Annotated in this window: 19 protein-coding genes; 14 read left to right on the forward strand and 5 right to left on the reverse strand. The window is 53.5% G+C overall.

What is annotated here, in order from left to right:
* Positions 1-93 precede the first annotated feature (93 nt).
* Entirely contained in the window at positions 94-1,230 is a 1,137-nt protein-coding gene (locus HCZ99_RS09045; protein ID WP_167446595.1) for a C4-dicarboxylate TRAP transporter substrate-binding protein, read from the reverse strand.
* Between the two features lie 226 nt (positions 1,231-1,456).
* Here HCZ99_RS09045 and HCZ99_RS09050 point away from each other — a divergent pair, with 226 nt between their 5' ends.
* The 12 genes from HCZ99_RS09050 (at position 1,457) to HCZ99_RS09105 (ending at position 15,649) form a co-directional block, all read left to right on the forward strand.
* A complete protein-coding gene (locus tag HCZ99_RS09050) occupies positions 1,457-2,122 on the forward strand; it encodes a TetR/AcrR family transcriptional regulator (RefSeq protein ID WP_167446596.1) in 666 nt (221 codons plus the stop codon).
* A gap of 306 nt (positions 2,123-2,428) precedes the next feature.
* A complete protein-coding gene (locus HCZ99_RS09055) occupies positions 2,429-4,183 on the forward strand; it encodes a sensor histidine kinase (protein ID WP_167446597.1) in 1,755 nt (584 codons plus the stop codon).
* Entirely contained in the window at positions 4,152-5,531 is a 1,380-nt protein-coding gene (locus HCZ99_RS09060) for a sigma-54-dependent transcriptional regulator (RefSeq protein ID WP_167446598.1), read from the forward strand. The genes HCZ99_RS09055 and HCZ99_RS09060 overlap by 32 nt, the downstream gene beginning before the upstream one ends.
* Positions 5,532-5,773: 242 nt before the next feature.
* Positions 5,774-7,111 carry an ABC transporter substrate-binding protein gene (locus tag HCZ99_RS09065; protein WP_167446599.1) on the forward strand — a complete coding sequence of 446 codons (1,338 nt, stop codon included), beginning with the start codon at positions 5,774-5,776 and terminating at the stop codon, positions 7,109-7,111.
* Between the two features lie 21 nt (positions 7,112-7,132).
* Positions 7,133-8,446 carry an ABC transporter substrate-binding protein gene (locus HCZ99_RS09070; RefSeq protein ID WP_167446600.1) on the forward strand — a complete coding sequence of 438 codons (1,314 nt, stop codon included), beginning with the start codon at positions 7,133-7,135 and terminating at the stop codon, positions 8,444-8,446.
* Between the two features lie 75 nt (positions 8,447-8,521).
* Positions 8,522-9,421 (forward strand): branched-chain amino acid ABC transporter permease, encoded by a 900-nt coding sequence (locus tag HCZ99_RS09075; RefSeq protein WP_167446601.1) that lies wholly within the window; start codon positions 8,522-8,524, stop codon positions 9,419-9,421.
* A gap of 1 nt (position 9,422) precedes the next feature.
* Entirely contained in the window at positions 9,423-10,370 is a 948-nt protein-coding gene (locus HCZ99_RS09080; RefSeq protein WP_167446602.1) for a branched-chain amino acid ABC transporter permease, read from the forward strand.
* Positions 10,367-11,143, forward strand: coding sequence for an ABC transporter ATP-binding protein (locus HCZ99_RS09085; protein ID WP_167446603.1), 777 nt, complete (start codon positions 10,367-10,369; stop codon positions 11,141-11,143). Before HCZ99_RS09080 ends, HCZ99_RS09085 begins: the two co-directional genes overlap by 4 nt.
* Complete coding sequence (locus HCZ99_RS09090; RefSeq protein ID WP_167446604.1) at positions 11,140-11,802, forward strand: ABC transporter ATP-binding protein; 663 nt, start codon at positions 11,140-11,142, stop codon at positions 11,800-11,802. Before HCZ99_RS09085 ends, HCZ99_RS09090 begins: the two co-directional genes overlap by 4 nt.
* Before the next feature lie 27 nt (positions 11,803-11,829).
* Positions 11,830-12,984: an iron-containing alcohol dehydrogenase gene (locus HCZ99_RS09095; protein WP_167446605.1), complete on the forward strand. Its 1,155-nt coding sequence runs from the start codon at positions 11,830-11,832 to the stop codon at positions 12,982-12,984.
* A gap of 15 nt (positions 12,985-12,999) precedes the next feature.
* A complete protein-coding gene (locus tag HCZ99_RS09100) occupies positions 13,000-14,472 on the forward strand; it encodes an NAD-dependent succinate-semialdehyde dehydrogenase (RefSeq protein ID WP_175581443.1) in 1,473 nt (490 codons plus the stop codon).
* A gap of 22 nt (positions 14,473-14,494) precedes the next feature.
* The gene (locus HCZ99_RS09105; RefSeq protein WP_167446606.1) at positions 14,495-15,649 is read left to right on the forward strand and encodes an iron-containing alcohol dehydrogenase; all 1,155 of its coding nucleotides are present in this window, start codon (positions 14,495-14,497) and stop codon (positions 15,647-15,649) included.
* A gap of 370 nt (positions 15,650-16,019) precedes the next feature.
* Here HCZ99_RS09105 and HCZ99_RS09110 read toward each other — a convergent pair whose 3' ends face one another.
* Genes HCZ99_RS09110 through murJ form a run of 3 tightly spaced genes read right to left on the reverse strand, consistent with a single transcriptional unit; the run spans position 16,020 to position 19,479 of the window.
* Positions 16,020-17,210 carry a glycosyltransferase gene (locus tag HCZ99_RS09110; RefSeq protein ID WP_167446607.1) on the reverse strand — a complete coding sequence of 397 codons (1,191 nt, stop codon included), beginning with the start codon at positions 17,208-17,210 and terminating at the stop codon, positions 16,020-16,022.
* 2 nt (positions 17,211-17,212) lie between these two features.
* Positions 17,213-17,911 carry a class I SAM-dependent methyltransferase gene (locus HCZ99_RS09115; RefSeq protein WP_167446608.1) on the reverse strand — a complete coding sequence of 233 codons (699 nt, stop codon included), beginning with the start codon at positions 17,909-17,911 and terminating at the stop codon, positions 17,213-17,215.
* Entirely contained in the window at positions 17,908-19,479 is a 1,572-nt protein-coding gene (gene murJ, locus HCZ99_RS09120) for a murein biosynthesis integral membrane protein MurJ (protein WP_167446609.1), read from the reverse strand. Before murJ ends, HCZ99_RS09115 begins: the two co-directional genes overlap by 4 nt.
* Positions 19,480-19,535: 56 nt before the next feature.
* Between murJ and HCZ99_RS09125 the strand changes: the two genes are divergently transcribed.
* Positions 19,536-20,708 (forward strand): DegT/DnrJ/EryC1/StrS family aminotransferase, encoded by a 1,173-nt coding sequence (locus HCZ99_RS09125; RefSeq protein WP_254869530.1) that lies wholly within the window; start codon positions 19,536-19,538, stop codon positions 20,706-20,708.
* A complete protein-coding gene (locus tag HCZ99_RS20900; RefSeq protein WP_167446610.1) occupies positions 20,705-21,331 on the forward strand; it encodes a sugar transferase in 627 nt (208 codons plus the stop codon). The genes HCZ99_RS09125 and HCZ99_RS20900 overlap by 4 nt, the downstream gene beginning before the upstream one ends.
* A gap of 3 nt (positions 21,332-21,334) precedes the next feature.
* On the opposite strand, the gene HCZ99_RS09135 is transcribed toward HCZ99_RS20900, so the two are convergent.
* Positions 21,335-23,308 carry an O-antigen ligase family protein gene (locus HCZ99_RS09135; RefSeq protein ID WP_167446611.1) on the reverse strand — a complete coding sequence of 658 codons (1,974 nt, stop codon included), beginning with the start codon at positions 23,306-23,308 and terminating at the stop codon, positions 21,335-21,337.
* Positions 23,309-23,343 lie beyond the last annotated feature (35 nt).

Genomic DNA, 23,343 nt, shown 5'->3' on the forward strand with positions numbered 1-23,343 from the left:
AAAGCAGCCAAACATCCGCAGGAAACGAAGGTGTCCTGCCTGATATCGGCACAAAGGCAAAGTGCCGCCCCAAGAAGAGGCGGCACCATTGGCTTAGTTGATTCCGTAGGTTGCCGGATCAAGTGTGCCGTAGATTTCTTTGCGGGCCAGTTCCGTCAACGCGTCGATGTCGCTGCGGTCAACACCGGAAAGAAGGCCTTCCCATTTCGCATAGGTGAAGCGGAAATCATCGATCAGAGCCGGGCCATCAGAAACACCGTATTTTTCTTCGGCAACGGTATAGATATCACCGAGAACTTTTTCACGGAATGCTTCGACGGATGCCATCAGTTCGGCAGAGGGCTGCGAAATCTCGTTACCTTTTTCTTTGGCTTGAACAAGGGCCTCTTCGGAGCGGGCAATGTATTTAACAGCCATGCTCGACATGCCGTGTGCGGTAGCATCCATCAGCTGCTGACGCTGCGTGGTGGTAATGTCCGCCCAGAAGCCAGCGTTAAAGCCCCATTCTGGTCCGGTCCAATACATGCCAGTTGGAAGCTCGGTGGTGTAAGGGGCAACTTCCCAAAGCGAACGGTCGATCAGATCGTTTGCAGCATTGGTTGCGCAATCAAGTGTGCCGCGCTCAAGACCTGTATACATCTCACTTGATGGAACGTTGACCGGGATCGCGCCGACTTCTTCGACCCATTTGGAAACATTCGATCCAGCGGTACGGATACGCTTGCCTTTGATATCTTCAAGGGTGCGGACCGGTTTACTGCAGAACAGGATGTAAGGCGGGGTGGCATAGGCCCCAAGATAGACAATGCCGTTATCGGCCCATTCTTGAAGCTGCTCTTCGTTGTGCATGCTAAAATCAGCGGCAGCGAAAATCGCAACGAGCGGATCGGAATAGTTAAAGCCCAGTTCCTGGATCGCGTTGGCGACCGGCAGTTCGGACGGGGTGTAAACCGCGGCAATATTGGCGACATTCGCAATGTTATCGCGTGCACCTTGCAGGCTTGCGCGCGGAGCAAGAAGAACACTGCCGGTATAGACTTCGGGGTTCAGATCGCCGCCCGAAAGTTCACGCACCGTATCGGCCCACTCGATATAGCCAAATTTGCTGAGCGGATGTTCGCCATCGTAAAAAGAGTTGGCAACAAAGTTGGTCTCAGCATGTGCCGAAAACGCACTGCCAGCCGCCAAAAGGGCCGTTGCCAACGTAAGAAAGGTCTTCTTATTGATCATTAATGTCTCCTGATTCAGGCGTGAATTGCCGTGCTGATTTAGAATTTTTGTCGTTCGTCATCGGGGAGGCAGAACATCCGTATGCGGCCCCCAATTTCCGATCGCGATTTAATAAACATACAGACGGGTCTGCTTGTAAATGTCAACTGTCATAAATGGGGCTTGTCGTATTTGTGCGGTGTGAAATAAGCTATATCTGCGCAACGACTTTGGGAGAGTTACGCCTATGGCCTTGAAAAATAAGACATCAGCCCCGTCTGAAGCGGCATCTGAAAAGACGACGACACCACGCCGCCGGACACAGGCTGAACGGTCCAGAGATACGCGAAAACGCGTATGCGAGGCGACGTTGCGTGCGCTTACGGAAATTGGATATGAGCGAATCTCAACACAGGAAATCGCGCAAAGGGCGAATGTCTCGCGCGGGGCGCTCACCCATCAGTTTCCAACCCGCAATGAATTGATCGTGGCAGCGTTTGAATATCTGATCGCCTCTTGGGAAAATGCCTGGCCGTTTAATAACCCGGACGGCCCGCCCAAGATGGAAACGGACGAGCTTATTGATGTGTTGTGGGATACGATATTCTCGCCGGACAACTATATGGCGTCGCTGGAATTAATGTTGGCCTCACGGCTTGATGATGATCTTGGCCAAGATTTGCGCAACGCCATGTCACGCTGGACGGCAAAACGTGACAACGACGTTGCCCAGATGCTGGGTGTTACCGAAAACACCAAACAGGTCCAAACGTTCGTTCAGATGAACCTGTGCCTGCTGCGCGGATTGGCGGTGCATAAAAGCTTTGACAGTCAACCGGATGCCGCCCGTCAAATCCTTGAAGAATGGAAGGCCATCCTGCGCGAACTGGCAAAGTCAGGCAGATTCCAATAACGCGTCCAACGGGCTGTTGTGAGGTTAAAGAACCTGCAAAATGATCTTTGCGGGCAAGAGTTTGGTGCGCCTGATTCTGCGTGATGGTGCCAAAGACCTGCGAGTTTTCCATCAAAAAGTTTAACCGCGAAAAGATGATCCCGCCTGAATAGCAGGCCACAAAAGATGGCTTGCCTAGCCATGCCCGGCATCTGCATCCCGCGCACATCTTTGACTTGCTGCGTTGGTCGAATTGCGACAGAACTAATACAATAAACAACAAAATTACTGGCTTTGAAAATCAACAAGCCATCTGGGAGCCTGTCCGTGTCCGCGTTTCATTGGTCGCGCAATCAACGTCTGAGCCTTGTCGCCCGATATACGCTTTTATCGGTTGGGGTTGTCGTGTGCGCGCTGATTGCGTTGAGCTTTTTCTATCAGCGTTTTTCCAATGAACTGATTGATCGCCTGACCGGGGAACGGTTAAGTGCGCAGGTTGCCGCGACGTCCAACAAGCTCTCATCATTCTTGGATGCGCGCATTTATCAACTGGTCACCCTGTCCAATCACCCGGCCCTGCCGGCCTTTATCGATGCGCCCAACACACCGCAAGCGGACGAAGCCCTGACCCTTTTGCGGGTTGAGGCAGACTCACCGGATTTGTATGGCGTTTTGTTTTTTGATCGTCAGGACAATCTGGATCGCCTGGTCGCCGGGCAAGCCGCATCAGGCCCGCCATATTGGTCAAAAACCGATTGGGACATTAAGGGCCTTCCGCATGTGACCCACCAAGGGGTCGAGTTCATTGGGCCCAAATTGCCCGAACATGGCAATTCTGGTTGGCTGTTAATGCGCCAACAAATCCGCGATTCCGGATTGGGACAAAATGTATCGGTCGCACTGCATGTGCGTCTGGCATCCTTGACCGAACTGCTGGCCAGTGCCGGGGTGGCGGGCGTGATTGAGCCGCTTTTGCGGACCCCCGGCGGCATCGTGCTTGACCCGACCGGACGCCCGACCGAGGTCACCGGCGAGTTGGTTGAAGGGCCCAGCATCCTTCCGGGATGGAACATCGTCATGAGCGTTCACCCGGGCACGATTTTGCAGCCGATTGATCAAACGCGGCTCTGGCTTTATGCCACCGCCATTCTGATTATCGCGGTGATTTTGGCGATTTTCTTTGCCCTGTCGCGCAGCTTGCGCCGACGGGTGGATACCTTGGTCCAAGGGGCCAACAGCATCGCATCGGGCGATCTTTATTACCGCCTGCCCGAAGGACGCCGTCGCGATGAAATCAGCACCGTGGCCAAGGCATTTAACACCATGGCCTGGCAGCTGAAAGATTTGATTGATCGCACGGTGCGCGCCGAAAAGCTTGCCGTTTTGGGGCAGTTTGCCACCGGCGTCGCCCATGAAGTGCGCAATCCGCTGGCAACCATGAAAACAACGGTTCAGGCATTAAGCCGGCGTGAACAAGACGCAGAACGCATCACCCTTTTGGATGATATGGGAAGTCAGATTGACCGGCTGTCACGCGTGGTCAATGACCTGCTATCATATGGTCGTCCGGGCGAAGCGGCCCCGCAAACCACCGCAATCCGTGAGTTATTTCGCCAAACGTCAGTGTTACTTGAACCCGTCGCCGAAGAAGCCAATGTCCGCTTTTTCACAAGCGGTGATTCCCGCATCAGCATCTATGTCGATCCCGATCAGATTTTGCAAATCCTGCTGAACCTTGGAATTAATGCGGTGCAGGCATGTGAAAAAGGCGGCACCGTAAGCCTGCGCGCCGAAGATCAAGGCGACATGGTTGAAATCCGCGTGACTGACGATGGCTGTGGCATCGCGCGGGAGCATTTACTTGACGTGACCCAGCCATTTTTTACCATGAAAAGCAAAGGTACCGGATTAGGCCTGACAATCAGCCAGCAACTGGTCGAAGCAAATCATGGTACAATCAACATCGAAAGCGCCCCGCAAGAGGGCACAACGATAATATTGACGTTCCCGGCCCAAAGGTCGGGGCCCCGTCAGGAGGAAAAGCCAAAAAATGTCCAAACGGATCAGGATTCTGATCGTTGACGACGAGGAATCGTTTGTCCGATCACTAAGCTTTGCACTGCGCACAGAAGGCATGGACGTCACCGGCGTTCATTCTGGCGAAGACGCCTTTTTGGCCGTCCGCAAGCAACAGTTTGATATCATCTTGCTTGATCTGCGTCTTCCAGGTGCGGATGGCATGGAGGTGCTGGGCAGTATCCAGAAACTGGATGTCAGCATCCCGGTGATTATGATTTCGGCCCATGGCGACACGCGTGCGGCCGTGCAGGCGGTTAAAAACGGCGCGGCGGATTACCTAAGCAAACCGTTTGAACTTGATGAGCTGATCCACACCATCAAAACCACTATCGATCAAAGCCAGGTAGCGCTGGAACTTGATTATCATCGCCGTCGCGATGCGGTCCCGACCAACGGATTGATCGGCGAATGTGCCGCCATGAGCGACCTTCGCACCACCATTGACCGGGTGGCGCAAAGTAGTGCCAGCCGTATTTTGCTACTCGGGGAATCCGGGACCGGCAAGGCATTGGTTGCGCGCGCAATCCACAGCCAAAGCCCACGTCAAGATCGCGCTTTTGTCGAGGTCAACTGTGCGGCATTGCCCGAACAACTGATTGAATCCGAATTGTTTGGTGCGGAAAAAGGGTCCTATACCGGCGCCCACCAAAAACGCACAGGTCTGGTCCGACTTGCCGACAGAGGCACCTTGTTCCTAGACGAAATTGGCGAACTGCCGCTTGCGCTTCAGGCGAAGTTTTTACATTTTCTGGAAAACGGCGATTATCGCCCGGTGGGGGCAGAACGATCTGCATCCGCCGATGTGCGGGTGATTGCCGCAACCAACCGTGACCTTGCCGAGCAAGTCCGATTGGGCCTTTTCCGAGAAGACCTGTTTTATCGTTTGAATGTGATTACCATCGATATCCCTGCCCTTCGTGCGCGTGGCGAAGATATCCTAAGCCTTGTGCGACATTTCACCGATCGCCAGGCACAGGCAGAAGGCTGCCACCCGATCGAGTTTGACAGCGAAACGCAGGATATTTTGTTGGCCCATCCGTGGCGCGGCAACGTGCGGGAGCTTAAAAACCTGATTGAGCGCCTGACAATTCTGTATCCCGGCAAAACCATCACATCGGATGTCCTGCCTGGCGAGTTTCATCAGCAAGGCGATCCTTCTTTGACAAACGCTGAAGCCCCCCCTGCCAACGCCAATGCCCCACAATTACAAGACCGTCTTGACGTGACCGAGCGCCATATTGTGCAAGACGCCCTTGAACAAGCCGACGGGCACAAAGGACGTGCGGCAGAGATACTCGGGATTTCGCGCCATGCCTTAAAACGCAGGCTACAGCGGCTTGGCCTGCAGTAATCCCTTTTGGCTTTGATCGACGCACCCCCTTATGAGCGATAACCGCTCATAAGGGTTTTTCTTTTGGAGCGAAAGCCGCTCTGTTAGCCGCTCATACGCGCAGGGTTCATCCCGCCAAAATGCGCAAACCCGCATCATCGTGCGCTTTGCACCCTGTTTCCCAGAACTGGCACAGCCTTTGCGCAATAGCAGATCAAAGGTACAAACACGAATGGAACAACCATTCGTAGGGAGGATACGTTATGGAGATGCTTAAACGCCCGGTTTCCGGGTGCATCACCATCATTGCAACAACGTTCATGCTGTTGGCGGGCACGCCTGCACAGGCAGAACGTTTTGAACTTGGCGCGACGCCCGCAGAGGCGGACGCGGTCGTTGGCTGTTTGTACCCAATGACCGGCCGATCAGCGACCTATGGTCGTGACAGCATCGCTGGTATCCAGATTGCCCTTGATGACCTTGCCAAGGAAGCAAAGGCCGGGTTGCCCGCCCCGCAATTGCGCGTCATTGCCGACGATCCACGATCCAAAGCATCCTATGCCGTGCGACTGGCAAAAGATTTCATCACCAATGACAAGGCCCAGTTCTTTTGCGGGATCGTGTCATCAGGGGTGGCGCATGCGGTCAGTGATCTGGCCCTTCGCGAAAAGATCATCATGATCGGCACCGATCACGCGTCTTCGCGGCTGAGCATCGAGGCCGGTCACGAATATTATTTCCGTGTCACCAATGACAGCTGGACCTCAATGGCGGCAGGTGCGCGGTATCTGCGCGATCTGCAAAAGAAAACCAACTGGCGCAGACTGGCCTTTATCGGGCCTGATTACGATTACGGCCATGTGTCTTGGACCGACCTTCAGCTCGCCCTTGATGAATTGGGTGTTGAGTATGAACGGGTTGGGGATTTGTGGCCCAAGCTGTATGAGCCGGACTATTCCATCTATATCAACGCGCTTCAGTCGGCCAAGCCAGATGTTGTTGTAACCGCCCTTTGGGGTGGCGATTTCATTGCCTTTATCAAGCAGGCCGCAACCACACGGTTCTTTGAAACCACGCGGCTGGCGAACTTTGACACCGGGGCGAATTACGATGTGATGACAGCCCTTGGCGATCAGCCCTATCCGGGTTTGATCCTGTCGGCGCGCCATCACAACAACTGGCCCGAAACAGGTCGCAACAAGCAGTTTGTTGCCCAGTTCCACAACAGAACCGGACGGTATCCGACCTATGCCGCCGAAGGTGCCTATACCGGGATCATGGCGATTGCGCGCGCGATTGAAAAAGCCGGAACAGCCAATGACGACGCCAAGCTGATCAAAGCGCTTGAAGGTTTGCAACTGGCCCTGCCCGAAGATCCGCCCGGTTTCGCATCCTATATCGATCCAGACACCCACCAGATTGTCCAGGCGCAAGCCGTGGGCACAATCGTCCATAACGAAGATTTTCCACCGTCGAAATTGATGGTCGGGAATTGGGCGATTTATGACGCCGAAGACCTAAAGCCATCAAAGAAAATGGTGAAGCTACGCCGCAATGCAGTGGCGGGCGGGTCAGAGGCGGTTCCACCACCAACACCATAGTCATTTCCTAGGGAGGAAAACGTGAAGAAGAATAAAGCAACTTTGAGCAAATATCTGGTTTCAGGCGTCGCTGCCGTTGCACTGAGTGCCGGCATGGCATCGGGTGCATCCGCCGCAGACAACGGTAAATTCCGCGTTGGTATCGTGACCTTCCTGTCAGGTGCCGCTGCTGGTCCGTTTGGTGTTCCGTCTGCCAATGCGGCCAAGGTTCTTGTCGAAGGCCTGAACAAAGGCAACCTTCCGGCCCCTTACGATAAAATCGGCATCAATGGTGCTGAAATCGAAGCTGTGATCATTGACGAAGCCGGTGGCGCAACCAAACAGGTTGAAGAATACCGCAACCTGGTTCAGCGCCAGAACGTTGATGCCGTGATCGGCTATGTTTCATCGGGTGATTGCCTTGCCATCGCGCCGGTTGCCGAAGAACTTAAAACCTTTACCATCGCATATGATTGCGGCACACCGCGCCTGTTTGCCGACAATCCAGATGCCAAATACATGTTCCGTACCGGCCTTGATGCATCTGTTGATAACATCGGTGCTGCGCGCTATTTGGCTGCAACCCGTCCGGACGTTACCCGCCTTTCGGGCATTCAGCAGAACTATTCCTGGGGTCAGGATAGCTGGGCCGATTTCACCGCAGCGGCCGGGAAACTTCTTCCGAACGCGGAAATCGTCGAAGAACAATTCCCGAAAATCTATCAGGGTCAGTATGGCGCCGAGATTTCCGCTCTTTCAGTTAAACGCCCGGAAATCGTTCATTCCTCCTTCTGGGGTGGGGATATGGAAGCACTGGTTCTTCAGGCAAACGCCCGTGGCCTTCTTGAAGATGCAACCGGCCTTCTGACCTGCGGTGAAGCAAGCTTTGCGACCTATAAGGATCAGGCACCAAACGGCATGATCATTGGTGCCCGTGGGCCATTTGGTGCCTTTGCGCCGAACAATGCGCTGAACAACTGGTTCAAGGGTGCGTATAACGCGGCCTATGATCTGGATCCGGTGTATCCGGCAACCAAAATGGCGCAGGCGATCCTTGGCCTGAAGTTTGCGGCTGAAAATGCGGGCGTTGCCGATAAGGAAATCCCGACCGCAGAGCAGCTTACATCGGGCATCAAGGGTGCAACCTTTGAATCGGTTTCTGGCACCGTACAAATGGCGCGCGCCAATGGTCATCAGGCCATGCAGGGCATCACTTACGGCGAATACCACTATGAAGACGGCGAAGCATCCATCGTGAATAAAGTCTCGTTCACTGGCGAGTGTGTCACCCCGCCGGAAGGCGTTTCTGCTGCGGACTGGATCGCCGACGATTTCGCTGGCGCCGAGTGTAAATAAGCACGTTCTCCCTGTGACTGCGGGCATCCCAAATGCGGGATGTCCGCCCCCTTTCCTGCACATTGGATATTTGTGATGACAAGTCTTCTTGCCGTCCTGATTGATGGTTCAATCTATGCGTCGTGGCTATTTCTTGTTGCCGCTGGCCTGACCGTTATTTACGGCGTGATGCGCATTCTGAACATGGCGCATGGCAGTTTCTATGCCATTGGGGCCTATTCCGCGGCATCATTGATTGGCTGGTATTTCAACAATGGCGTTGGCCCGGCATGGATGAGCTATCTGTTATTGGTTGGGGCCGCACTGGTTGCCGGCCTGATTGTTGGTGTGATCGTTGAACGTGGGTTGCTGCGCCTGATGTATGGCCGCGATGAAATCCTGATGGTGATCATTACCTATGCGCTTTTGCTGATCCTTGAAGACACGATGAAAATCGTTTGGGGGGTTAGCCCGTATTTTGCTTATCAGCCCTATACAGAATTGGGGCGAACGGCGTTCGGCTTACTTAAGGTATCGAATTACGATCTGGCCCTTGTCGGGGTCTCGGCCCTTCTTGGTGTTGGGTTGTGGGCGTGGCTTGAACGCACCAATCAGGGCAAGGTCCTGCGTGCGGTGATCCATGACCGCGAAATCGCGGTTGCGATGGGCGTCAATGTCCGCCTGATGTTCACCATTACCTTTGTCCTTGGCACCACCCTTGGTGCACTTGCCGGTGCGCTGACGGCACCCGCCATTTCAGTTGTGCCCGGTATCGGGATCGAAGTCATCGTTCTGGCCTTTGCAGTTGTCGTGATCGGTGGCCTTGGCAGCATCGGGGGGGCGGCCGTTGGTGCCCTTCTTGTAGGTATGAGCCGTGCGGCAGCTGTGCATTACGCGCCGGAATTCGAACTTTTCGTCATTTACGGCGTCATGTCGCTTGTTCTGGCATTCCGCCCCGAAGGCCTGTTTGGTCGCACCATGGCGAGGAAAATCTGACATGCGTTTTGATAAAACTGAAATCTCGCTTGCGCTGGTCGCAATCGCCTGTGTCCTGTTTGGTTTTATATCACCAGGTTGGCTGATCTTTCTTTTGACCATCGCCCTTGCCAAGGCCCTTGTTGTGCAGGGCGTGGTCATGCAGATGCGTTCTGGTTTGGTATCATTTGGTCAGGGTCTGTTTTACTGCATCGGTGGTTATACCGTCGGGATGGGTGGGCAGTTCTTTGGCATTCATGATGCGATTGCCGCCCTTGCATTGGGGATGGCGGTTGCGATTGTGGTCGCCATGATCCTTGGCCTGCTTCTGACACGCTATCGCGACATCTTCTTTGCGATGTTGTCGCTGGCCTTTTCCATGATCCTGTTTGGCATTCTGGTCAAAAGTCAGGGACTGGGCAGCACGGATGGCTTTAACGTTCACAACTGGACGCTGTTTGGCTGGGCCCCGGAAACTGGTGCGGACAGTCAGCAAACCGTCTTTACCATGACCATTGCGGCCGGCCTTCTGATTGCCATTTTGATCCACCGTTACACCAAGGCCGGGATCGGTGTGATCTGTGAAGCGGTACGCGAAAACGAAGTTCGGGTCGAATATCTTGGCCTGTCGCCAAGGTGGCTTTTGTACGGGAACTATGTTGCGGCGGCGGCTGTATCGGCCCTTGGCGGCGGTTTAACCGCCCTTGCCACCGGGCACGTTGATCCGGAAATGGCTTATTGGACGACGTCGGGCGAGTTCATTTTCATTGCCCTTTTGGGCGGGCTTGGCCATGTCGCAGCACCCTTTATTGCCGCCATCGTCTTTTCGGTTGTTCGGACCTATTCCATCGAATTTGTCCCCAACACTTGGCAGATGATTCTTGGTTTCACCCTGCTTGGCGTCATCGTCTTCCTGCCCAAAGGTCTTTGGAGCCTGGTGTCACGTGAAAAGTCAGGAGAACGCACATGACCAATATTCTTGAAACACGTTCCCTGAACAAAGAATTCGGCGCCGTCATCGCGGCAAAGGATTTAAACGTGCAGGTCGCCAAGGGCGAAGTTGTCGGTGTGATTGGATCAAACGGGGCGGGTAAAACCACCTTTATCAATATGGTCACCGGCTACTTGAAACCGACACGGGGCGAAATCCTGTTCAATGGTAAATCGATCCTTGGACATTCACCGCGTGCGATTACCCGTGCCGGTATGGCGCGGTCATTTCAGGTCGCGCAGCTGTTTCCGGAAATGAACGTTCTGGATAACCTTTTGGTTGCCCTTGCGGCGGCTGAAAGCCCACGCCCAAGTTTCCTAAGCCCGCTTCGAAGTGATGCCCGCATTGCACGTGCCGAGGAAATTTTGGCCGAATTTGGTGTCGAACATTACCGTGATTCACTGGTCACCGCGGTTCCGCAAGGGGCGCGTAAGCTGGTTGATATTGCCATGGCCCTGATTGGCAATCCGCAGATGCTGTTGCTTGATGAACCGACAAGTGGCGTCAGCATGGATGAGAAAACCGGCCTTATGGATACGGTGATGAATGCGGTGCGCCAGCATGGTGTGACGGTGTTGTTTGTCGAACACGATATGGATGTGGTCGAACGCTATGTCTCGCGCGTGTTGGCATTTTATAGCGGTGAAATCATCGCCGATGGCAAACCCGCCGCAGTTCTTGCCGATGAACAGGTCCGTGATCTTGTGACCGGTCATCGGCCCACACAGAAAAAAGGGAATGGCGCATCATGACCTTGGAAATCAAAAATCTGAATGTGTCGATCGGCAATATTCCGATCCTGCGCGATGTGTCTTTGTCGGTTCCGTCCGGGCAAATGTTTGGCCTTATTGGGCACAATGGCGCGGGCAAAACCACCTTGATGCGCACCATCATGGGGTTGCTTGATATTGATGACGGTGATCTTGCCTTTGACGGTAATGACCTTCGTAAGATGGCCGATCACGCAAGGGCCAAAAACGGCATCAGCTATATGCCCGAAGACCGCCGCCTGATCCCGTCGCTGACGGTTGAGGAAAACATTCTGATGCCCGCATGGACCAATGGCATTACCGACGCCAAAGAACGGCTTGAGTGGGTTTATGACCTGTTGCCTGAAATTGCCCAATTCCGCCAAAGACGTGCTTTGCAATTGTCGGGGGGCCAGCAAAAACTGGTGTCGCTTGGCCGTGCATTGATGCCGGGCCGCAAGTTGTTGCTGCTTGATGAACCGTTCGAAGGTGTCGCGCCCGTTTTGTCGCGGCGTCTGTCAGAAGTCATCGCCAATCTGGGCAGCAGTGGTTTGTGCGTTCTGATTTCGGAATCAGACGACAGCCATTCGTCCGATCTAGTCACAGGCAGCTATCGCATTGAACGCGGTACCGTTCACCCCGCCGAAATGCAGCCTGCATAAGCCGCCCCACATAAGACGAGGTTTTCCATGTCTGACTTTATCTTTGAAACAACACCGCGCGTGATTTGCGAATTTGATGGTGCGCTTAAGCTTGGTGCTTTGTGCAACGAACTTGGTGCAAAACGTGCGGTTCTGATCACCGATCCCGGCCTGCAAAAGGTCGGCTTGATTGACGCCCCGTTTGACGCGTTAAAACAGGCAGGGATTGAAACACTGCTTTGGACCCGCGTCGAAGCCGACCCGCCCGAAAGCACCATTCTTGAAGCCGTCAAAGGGTCGCAGGATTTCTGGGCCGATATCATCATCGGCCTTGGCGGCGGATCCTCGATGGATACCGCCAAACTGGTTGCGCTTTTATGTGGGCACGATCAGAACCTTTCTGACATTTACGGTATTGGTTTGGCAAAAGGACCGCGCCTGCCGCTTATTCAGGTGCCAACCACAGCCGGGACCGGATCGGAAGTCACCCCGATTTCAATCGTCACCACCCCGACACAAGAAAAGAAGGGTGTTGTATCGCCGTTGCTTTATCCTGATATCGCCCTGCTTGATGCTAAGCTGACCATGGATCTTCCGGCATCCATCACGGCCATGACCGGCATTGATGCCATGGTGCATGCGATAGAGGCCTATACGACCAAGCATAAGAAAAACGCCCTGTCGGATGGTTTGGCCATTCGCGCGTTGCAGCTTATGACCAGCACAATTGACGATGCGGTATCGGCCAATCCAAGTCAGGCTGCCCGCGAAGCCATGTTGCAAGGATCGATGATGGCGGGCATGGCATTTGCCAATGCGCCGGTTGCGGCGGTCCATGCGCTTGCTTATCCGCTTGGCGGGCATTTTCACGTCCCCCACGGACACAGCAATGCGTTGGTGCTGATCGAAGTTCTGAATTTCAATCGCGATGCTGCACTTGGTCAATATGCCGAACTGGCCCGCGCAGTTTTGCCCGGCGAACGGTTTACCGATGACGCATCGGCCTGTGATCGTTTCATCGCATTCATGACCGACATGGTCGAACGCATGCCGTTTGCCAAAACACTGCGCGAAGTCGGGGTCAGCGAAAGCGATCTTGATATGTTGGCAACGGACGCCATGAAGGTTGAACGCCTGTTGATCAACAATCCGCGCGAGATGACCTTTGACGCCGCACGTAAAATTTACGCCAGCGTCCTGTAACGACGGAGCCCCACAATGCTGACCTTAAACGATCCCGGCCTTTGGCAAACTAAGGGCCACATCAACGGTGCCTGGACAGATGCGACCAGCGGCAAAACCTTTGCCGTGCTTGATCCCGCCACTGGCGAGCTTCTTGCAAATGTACCCGACATGGGGGCGCAAGAAACCCGTGCGGCGATTGAAGCGGCAAATGCCGCCCTGCCCGGATGGCGTGCCCGCACGGCCAAGGACCGCGCGGCTGTTTTGCGCAACTGGTTTGATCTGTGCATGGCGGCCAAGGATGACCTTGCGCTTTTGATGACCCGCGAACAGGGCAAACCCCTTGCCGAGGCCGCAGGTGAAGTTGGCTATGGCGCATCATTCCTTGAATGGTTTGCCGAAGAAGGCAAACGCGTTTATGGCGATGTCATTCCATCGCACGGTGCCGATAAACGCATTATCACCATCAAACAGCCCATTGGCGTTGTGGCCGCCATTACGCCATGGAACTTCCCGATGGCGATGATTACGCGCAAATGCGCCCCGGCGTTGGCCGCGGGTTGCACGGTTGTGATCAAACCTGCCGAAGACACGCCGCTGACCGCCTTGGCATTGGTCGAATTGGCCCGCCGGGCCGGGTTCCCCGATGGGGTGATTAATGTCGTGACCGCATCGCATGGGGCGGACATTGGTAACGAGCTAACGTCCAACCCGATTGTGCGCAAATTGTCGTTTACCGGATCAACTCAGGTCGGCAAACTTTTGATGCGTCAATGTGCTGATACCGTCAAAAAGGTCAGCCTGGAACTTGGCGGGAATGCACCGTTTATCGTGTTTGATGATGCGGATCTGGACGAGGCCGTTGACGGTGCAATTGCCTCAAAATACCGCAATGCCGGGCAGACATGTGTCTGTGCCAACCGCATTCTGGTGCAAGACAGTGTCTATGACGCCTTTGCCGCCAAACTGGCCGATGCGGTTGCCAAATTGCGGATTGGACACGGCACAGAAGACGGGGTGACCCAAGGACCACTGATCAACACCAAGGCGATTGAAAAGGTCGAAACACTGGTGCAAGACGCTGTTTCCAAGGGGGCGAAGGCCGTCCTTGGCGGGCAGCGCGCAAAAGCCGACAGCAACTTCTTTGCCCCGACCATTCTGACCGGGGTCACCGATGACATGCGGATTTTCTCCGAGGAAATCTTTGGCCCAGTGGCACCGCTGTTTAAGTTCAGCACCGAAAAAGAAGCCATTCGCATGGCCAATGACACGCCGTTTGGGTTGGCGGCCTATTTCTATGCCCGTGACATCGGACGCATCTGGCGGGTTGGCGAAGCGTTGGAATACGGCATTGTCGGCATCAATGAAGGCATCATTTCCACGGAATCCGCACCGTTTGGCGGTGTGAAGGAATCGGGAATTGGCCGTGAAGGATCGAAATACGGCATCGATGACTTTGTTGAAATCAAATATATGTGCCTCGGCGGTCTTGCCGGAAAAGCCAACTGATCCCCGATCAAGGAGCCCCACCATGAGTTTCATGTTTAGAAGTGTTCCGCGCATCGTGTGCGAGGCCGGTGGCATTGTAAAAGCCGGCCCGTTGATGCAGGAACTTGGTGCCACCCGCGTCACCATCATTTGCGATCCGGGCATTGTTGCACTTGGCTTTGCCGATCAGGCGCAAAAATCGCTGGAGTCGGTAGGAATCGCGGTACAGGTGTTTTCCGATGTGGCCGCTGATCCGCCCCAACATATCGTCCAGCAAGCGCTTGATGAGGCCAAGGATTGGCAGGCGGACGGCGTTATTGGCCTTGGCGGCGGAAGCTCGCTTGATAGTGCCAAGCTGGTTGCGCTTTTGGCCAATAGCGACCAAACCATCGAAGAAATTTACGGCATCGACAAAGCACGCGGCGATCGCCTGCCGCTGATCCAGATCCCGACCACCGCGGGAACCGGATCGGAGGTAACATGGGTGTCAGTGATTACCGATCCCGATAACCTTAAGCAGGTTGTTTATACCCCGCAACTGATGCCTGATATCGCGCTTTTGGATGCGGAACTGACTTATGGTTTGCCGCAAAAGGTGACCGCTGCCACCGGCCTTGATGCAATGGTGCACGCCATCGAAGGCTATACCAGCCGCACGCGCAAAAACCCGATTGCCGATGGAATGGCGGTGACTGCGCTGTCGTTGCTGGGCAAGAACCTGATGAAGGTGATTGAAAATCCAGGCGATAAGGATGCGCGATCGGCGATGCTGCAAGGGTCATTGATTGCCGGCATGGCGTTTGCCAATGCGTCGGTCGCGGCCATTCATGGCTTGGCTTATCCGCTTGGTGCCCGGTTCCATATCCCGCATGGGCATGCCAATGCGCTGGTCATGGCGCAAGTCCTGCGCTTTAACCTGCCAGCGGCCAAAAAGCTTTATGCGGAACTGGTCCCTTGCCTGATTGAGGACGCCGATTTTGCGTCCGAAGACGCCGCAGCCGAAGCATTTGTCCAGCGGATTGAGGAAATGGTCCCGGCAAGCGGCCTTGAAACCCGGCTGCGTGACCTTGGTGTAACCGAAGACTCTTTGCCCGAAATGGCCGAAGAAGTCTTTACCAAGATCTATCGCCTGATTGAAAGCAATCCACGCGATATGACCGCCAAAGACATCGAAGCCATCTATCGGCAGGTTTACTAGCAACTCAAATGGTCGTCTGCCCGACAGTTAAAACCGGCATTCCGATGGGGATGCCGGTTTTTTACGTATTGCCCATATCACGCAAGCACAGTAACTTCATGAACAGCTTCGGTCAGGAATACCGACATTATACCTGTTTTGGGATGGAGGCGAGTAAGCCGTTGCCAAATGCGTGATCTATAGGCAGCCACCAGAGAAGCGGCAAGACGAAAACAATTCGCCATGCGACGACAAGAACGAAAAATGCCTCAAGGTAGGCACATGGACTCGTCATCCGTAATGATTACTCTTCGTGGGGAACAACAACACCTTGTAAATACCGCTACTTTGAGCAGAAAACTTTCAAATCAAGGCTCCAAAACCGTATGCCCTACGTTTTATAAGCCCGAATTCTTTGGCCCCGCACCGCAATCCATAGCCCCCAGAAAAAGCCCATCTGCGCTAAGAAAAACGCAAACGCGAATTGCGCCAGCGAAAGTCCAGGAATGTGCGGCACAGTTTGCCCATGGCCCAAGCGAGCCTCTGCGGCCCAACCGATGCCCGCAAGAGCGAGGCCAACGCTACTGATACATGCAATAGCACCATAAAATGGCCTATCCGCCATAAATAGCGCTGCTACAAAAAGCGATGCCAGCAAAACTGGACTGAGCCACCTCAACAACTTATGAGACCACAATGAAAAAGCATATCCCGGATGTCCAAAAGGTGAAAGAAGCGCCGGATGACGCCATGTCCCCACCCAATTCCGCGCAGTCATGCGCGCGCGCGAGCGCAATTCGCCTTTGATCCCGGACTCCGCCTCGTCATATGTTAACGCATCTTGGACGTGAACAACCCGTGCGCCAGACGCCACCACATCCAAAGGAATAATGCAATCATCTCCGACGTGCAAAGGTAACGGACGAAATAAGCTTTTGCGGAAAGCCATGGCCTGTCCACTTGCAACAGCCAAGATGCCAAGACGACTTTCGGTTTCCCGAAGCGCCATCTCAGTGCGCCAATACCTTCTCATACCCCGCGAGACGCCGGTATCCTCATCGGAAAATGCGACTCTTCCAACAGCGCAACCCACGGTATCGTCAGCGAATGGCGCAACGATGCGGGCGATGAAATCCGGCGCGAATCTGGCGGCAGCATCGGTCAGCACCACAATCTCATTTGTCAGCTTGGGCAAAGCATGGTTTTGGGCACCAGATTTTCCTTCCCGACCGGTCACAGAAATCAGTTTTATGTTTGCATCTGATTGCGCAGCGAACTCTATCACCAAATCATCGGTATGATCATCAGAGCCGTCTGAAGCGACAACGATTTCCATCAGCTCTTGCGGATAGTCTTGGCTCAGTAGGTTTTCGAGCCGGGGAACAATATGCTGTTGTTCGTTATGCACGGTTAAAAGCACGCTAACGTTGGGCTTTTGCCTCACAATTGGAACGGGGCATGCTACGAATTTGGATGGGAATAGTTTCACGAGCGAACGCAATAGCATCGCATAGCCACCATAGGCATGAACCAATAGCAGTAGTGCTACCCAAAATACTATTATTGCCAACGTCTCCAACACCGTCAGCACTCCTTTTTAAATAAAGCGACATGATGCGAGCGCAGAAACGGCAAGCACTCCAAATACCGAACGAAACCTGGCGCACGCGGTGCGATCAACCTTGCCAAAGGCGGTATAAGAGTCACTTTGCACACCTCTTTAGGCGGCATAGGAAACAAAGAATTCAACTCGCCACGCCTAACCGGCAGCACATTCGGGTTAAAAGGGTTGGGATAGTGAAAATCATACCAAAGCAGCACACCGCCCGGTTTTAGAACCCGCCACATCTCGGCCGCAAAACTGGCCCGCATGTCCGTCTTTAAGATCGACGAGACCGCCATCGACTGTGTGACCACGTCGAAGTACTGATTTTTAAAAGGCAGACGGTCACCAGCCCCGACCAACCACGAAGATTTTGGAAAGGATTTCTTGGCATTACCGATCAAGCTGGGCATTAGGTCGACGCCAACCAATTTACTTGGCTCTGCTCCCCAGTCGGACCACTCGGCAAGACGACTGCCTCGGCCACATCCGACATCAAGGATAGTCTGCCCTGAAAGCCCTTCTGGCAACCATCGTCCAAGCAGCGCACGGAACATTTCACGGCGACGAGCCAATGCATGAACCTCGGCTGGCGCGTCTCCTCGATATCGGTCTGCTGTTCTTACTTCCTGGCGAGCTGTATAGACGGCTCGGATGCGGTCAAGTTCATCCTTGCTCACCGTGCGCGCTCCTTACGGCTGATCAGACTAAGCATCGCGGACCGGTGCGACGGAAAAAGGACCAAGAAAGCCAGAATATAAACAACCAAGAAACCAACGCCCCCAAGCAATGGCGTATCCTGCGGAAAGGAAATAAGGCTCGCCACTAAGCAAATAAACATAAGGACTGAAATTGCGGTAAGGCGACCAAAAAACGGTACAACTCCTCGCCCAAAGTATCTAAGTAGAAATACAGCCAAGCACCCCATCCCCACAACAAAGCTGGCACTAAATGTCAAGGCCAGGCCATGTTCACTTTCAGCCCGGCCGACGGTAAGAGAAAGCAACAGCACAGATACAACGACCAGTGACACCGTTAAAGCTACGCGTGCCCGATGCATCGCGTAAAGCACACGGTAAAACACAACGATACCGGCCTCAAACACAATAACCGGGGCAAAGCCGCGCAAGGCTTCTGCTGTCCGTTCAACATCCGAAGGATTAAAACGACCATAACCAAACAAAAGGTCCACAATTAGTGGAGCCTCCAAGTATACGATTACGGCCATGGGGGCCAGCAGCAGAATGCCCCATTCAAGAATATCGCGACAAATTTCGGTTATGCGCTGAAACTGCCCTTGCGCATGGAGCCGCGACAGCGCGGGCAAGACCATTGTCGCCGCGACATTCGCGGTTAATGATACCGGCACTTCGTAAAGACGAAAAGCATAGACCAGTGACGAGACGCTGCCCTCACCCGCCATAGACCCGTAGCGGCGCACCAATAATTGACAATAAAGCAAAAGCCCCGCGCTGCCTGCCAAGCCAAAAGACAGGAGAACCGGACCGGCAATCTTTCGTAAAGATCGCAACGCGTCATTTGCTGCGTCGGATGGGGCAGAGTGAAACAACCCAATCTGCCAACATTGGCAGCCCAAAATCAAAGCGGCCAATCCAGGGCCCAAAAGGGTGGCGATCCACAGCCTGCTCACGGGATCCTGACCATTGGAGGCAAGCAGAACACCAATGAAAGCAAAATTGGCGATTAATGGTGCCGCTGCCCCGGTAAATCGCCCCTCCGCATTCAGAAAAAGTGTAAACAAAACGGTCAAAGATTGGAGCGGTAAGAACCAGACGACGCCGTTAGACATAGCTAAACCGGTGTCACGCGCCGTCTCATCGAATCCTGGTACAAGCATCGAAAGCACAACTGGCATCAGAAGATTCAAACCAACGGCCAGAAGACTTGTCGACAACAGGGTAATGCTTACAGAAACCAAAAAGACACGACCACGCGCACCGACCGAATGATCAGATAAAGACGACATTACAGGCACGACACCAGCCAGCAAAACCGCCGCTGGACCTATATCGCAGACCAAGCGCGCCACGGTCATCACAGACAAATAGGCATCCGCAAGCGTACCTGCTCCAAAAGTCGAGGCAAGTACCATTTCGCGCAAATATCCTGAAACGATTGCGCCAACCGCCAAAATGGATAATGTCAATGCTGTAGCTTTTGCAGCTCTACCTGAAGGCATTCCAAAATCCATTTCTGACAATATTAGGCGATGGAATTGCAAGTTCAAGAAGTAGCGCGTAATGTGCGCGGCAGATCGCCATCAAGGTAGAGACTTATAAGATAATGACCGCGTCAAATGCAATGAACCAACTAACAAGCTTCACAGTTCCTCAGTCACGTGCCGATATTACAGAAGATGAAATTGAGGCCGTGGCTCAGACTCTGCGTTCTGGATGGCTAACATCAGGACCTGCGGTCAGGAAGTTTGAAAAGGCATTTTCGGATTACCTTGGCGGCAAAGCTCATACCACTGCAACCAACTCGGCGACACTTGGCTTAACTACAGCATTGAAAGCCCTTGGCATAGGCCCAGGCGACGAAGTGATCACGACAACCAATACCTTCACCGCGACGGCGCTGGCCATCTATCATCTGGGGGCGACACCGGTTCTTGTCGACATCGATCACACACTTTGCATTGACCCCAATCGGATTGAGGCCGCGATTACCTCTCGCACCCGTGCAATCATCCCAGTTCACCTAGGTGGTCTGGCCTGTGACATGGATGCGATACACGATATCGCATCGCGCAAAGGACTATTGGTAATCGAAGATGCCGCGCACGCCTTACCAACGTCATCGCGCGGAGAAATGGTCGGCGCGGGACGCTCAGCGGCGACCGTTTTTAGCTTTTATGCAACTAAAAGCATCACCACTGGCGAAGGCGGCATGATTACTTGCCCGGATCCGGCGCTGGCCGAGCGTATGAAACGACTGCGTCTTCACGGGATCAATTCAGATGCATTTAACCGTCTTAATGGCAATTCATGGCTATATGACGTTACAGAAGACGGTTTCAAGGCGAATATGACCGATATCTCGGCATCGCTTGGTTTAGTTCAATTGGCTAAATTGGAAAAGATGTGGCAGCGACGTGAAAAAGTCGCTGAAAGGTATTACGAGGGCTTGAAAGGTTTGCCGCTTACGATGCCAGCGAAACCTTTGCCAAACGATCGTCATGCTTGGCATCTTTTCATGGTTCAGCTACAGCCTGAGGCTAGAATTCATCGCAACGAGTTTATTTCCCTAATGGCAGGTCTTGGTGTTCAGTGCAGCGTCCATTACGTCCCGCTGCACCGACATACGCTTTGGAAAAAAGTTCTTGATTTTGATGTTCGAGAATTCCCAGTTGCCGAAAAAGCATTTTCTCGCTCTGTTTCTCTGCCTATCTTCTCGAGCATGACAGACAGCGAAGTAAACACCGTAATCGAGGCAACGCGGAGTCTTCTGCAGTGAGCAGGCGAAGTCTGGATCTTTTTCTATCGACCACCGGACTTCTCATCTTATGGCCGCTCATGCTAATTGTTGCAATCGGCGTTCGTTTGGAATGCAACGGTCCAGTGCTATTTCGCCAAATAAGGGTGGGAAAAAACGGTCAACCGTTCGCCATATTAAAGTTTCGTTCTATGCGTCCAGCGACTGAGGCATCACAGGCTAGCGTTGGAGACATTGCAAGATTAACGCAGTGGGGCAAATTGCTGCGGCGAACAAAACTCGACGAATTACCGCAGTTATTCAACGTAATCCGCGGCGATATGAGCCTTGTTGGACCGCGTCCTGAGTTGCCGCATTACGTATCACTTTGGAGTGCAATGGACAGATCTGTTGTACTATCAGTACGCCCGGGTATCACAGACTTCGCAAGCTTGGTCTATCGGCGCGAAGAGCATATCTTGGCACGCCAAAACGCACCTGAAGAGTATTACCGTCAGGTAATACTCCCCCATAAGCTGCGGTGGGCTCGTTTTTATGTCAGACGTGCCACAGCTTCACTTAACTTGTGGCTGATCATACAAACTGCAGCTGTGCTGGGAGGCCTGCCAGCACGCATGTCGAAATTGTCACTACCGGAAAATTAGTCCTTACCCCAAAGCATCCTTTAGCGCCTTATCAACGGGCATAAAGCGTTCTAGCCCGGAGCGCAACGCCTGCCGCATAAGCATTAGCCCATTCTTCTGCACAGCAGGCGAATTCGATTTTAATGCAATGCTACCATCAAACCACGACAAAACCGGATGATTGCTATCTACTCCCTCAAGAGCCTTAACCGCTTCAATCCGGTTTATCAGGTCCTGATCGCGGCCTTTAATCATCATCCAATTGAAATAGGGTACCACCACATCCAGGCGCATTGGAGCCTCCCTTAAAAGAGCCATAATCCGCTGCGCCCATCTCTTGGACAGACTGTCTTCATCGGCTGATGTTAGATTATCGCTTCTTTTTGAATATGCTTCTTCCGACACATTATTGACCAAGGCCATGAAAAAGGTCGACGAAGCAATCGACGAAGACTGACCATCCAAAAGCTTCCGGAATTTAGACAGCTGCTGTGTCCGCGCAGTCTTTTCCTCTAAAGGAGCAGACTGCAAAGCGTCATGTGCCTCAGTCAGAATGGCAGCAAGAGAATGTCCGTCACCTTGTATATCCATCGGCAAATAAAGTTTGTCAGCTTGATTTGCCTCGGACATCGCGAACATCAGTCTGCTTTCTTGCATCCCCTGAATCAAAAGGGCCACTGCACCAGACAAGAGCATCAGCCCACCGAAGATTGAACATACAAAAGGAACCAATGAGGGAACAGAGCACCAGCGTCGCGGACGACCAATCACACTGGCTGACGCCAATGCAATCAAAGGTAGCGACGCAGGAATCATAAACCAAAAAGCATCCATAGCAGCCCAAGAAATCGCAAGAAAAGCTGCCAACCACAGACGATGTCGCTGACCGAACAAAAGTACAGTAGCAGGCAACGAAATGGCGAGTATCCCACCAGGAAGGCCCGCAGCCATGACCCCTTCGAGGGTCGCGTTGTGACTATGGTAGATATCGCGCCCCAATCCGCCCCATTTTGAATCATATAAATCAATTCCACTGATCGGGATGTTTCGGATCATCTCATCAGGAACCGATCCCCATCCGTGGCCGATCAAAAGATGCTTCATACTATCAATCACGGACGGCAAAAGAGAATGCGCAATAACTGACCGCGACCATAACGAATGCAGCAAACTCAAAGGCCCATCATGCGCCATGAAGACGACAAAAAGAGGCAAGATGCCTGCCAAACTCACCACAACTACAAGGCCAAACAACCGTTTAGTGCTAAACAGCTCAAGATTACGCAGACAAAGTGCTGCCAGCAAAGCTACCGGCATAACCAACCAAGCGGTCCGGTTGCGCGAGAGCAAAAGAACAGATAAAGCCACGCCCCATAGTAGCCACGAACAAACCTTCTGCCGGTCTTCCCCGGCAGCAGCGGCAAACACGACCAAGGCGAGCCCCGGATAGGCAAGATATTCGTTAAAATGCAGCAGCCGAACCGATGGGACCATTCCATGATCGGCAAGCCAAGGGTATAGCCAGTCAAATCCCTGTACGCCTAGCAATCCGGCTATCAGAGAACTGACCACTGCCACGATCAAGATGCCCCACCAGGCGCGCCGAAGGGGGTAAACAGTGAGCGCAGCAGCCATTAACGAAGATAAAGCCAAGTACCATAAAATGCCCTGGCCACTCTGCGCAGTACCAAATACTGATCGGAGTGGATGATCCGACCATGGAGAAATCAACAAACTCCAAATCGCGATTGCCAGAGGCGTCAGGGTAACAGGATGAAGCGCTGCGCGCCGCGCTATCCGACTGTGTTCAACCTGTAAACCAACCCCCAAAAAACACAAAGCACCGGCGCCGAAAAGCCCCAAGACCATTGGCTGAGAGTCCGCCCAGACCCCCATCGCAAATACCGGATGGGCCAAAGAGATCAAGCCACTACCAACCCCCAGCCCCAGAATACTTAGCACACGCCCAAAAGAGATGATTAGCTTCGGGCCATTCATATCACGGACTCGGACGCTAGCTTGGTCGGATATAC

Source organism: Thalassospira lucentensis (assembly GCF_011806425.1).
GTDB lineage: Bacteria > Pseudomonadota > Alphaproteobacteria > Rhodospirillales > Thalassospiraceae > Thalassospira > Thalassospira lucentensis_B.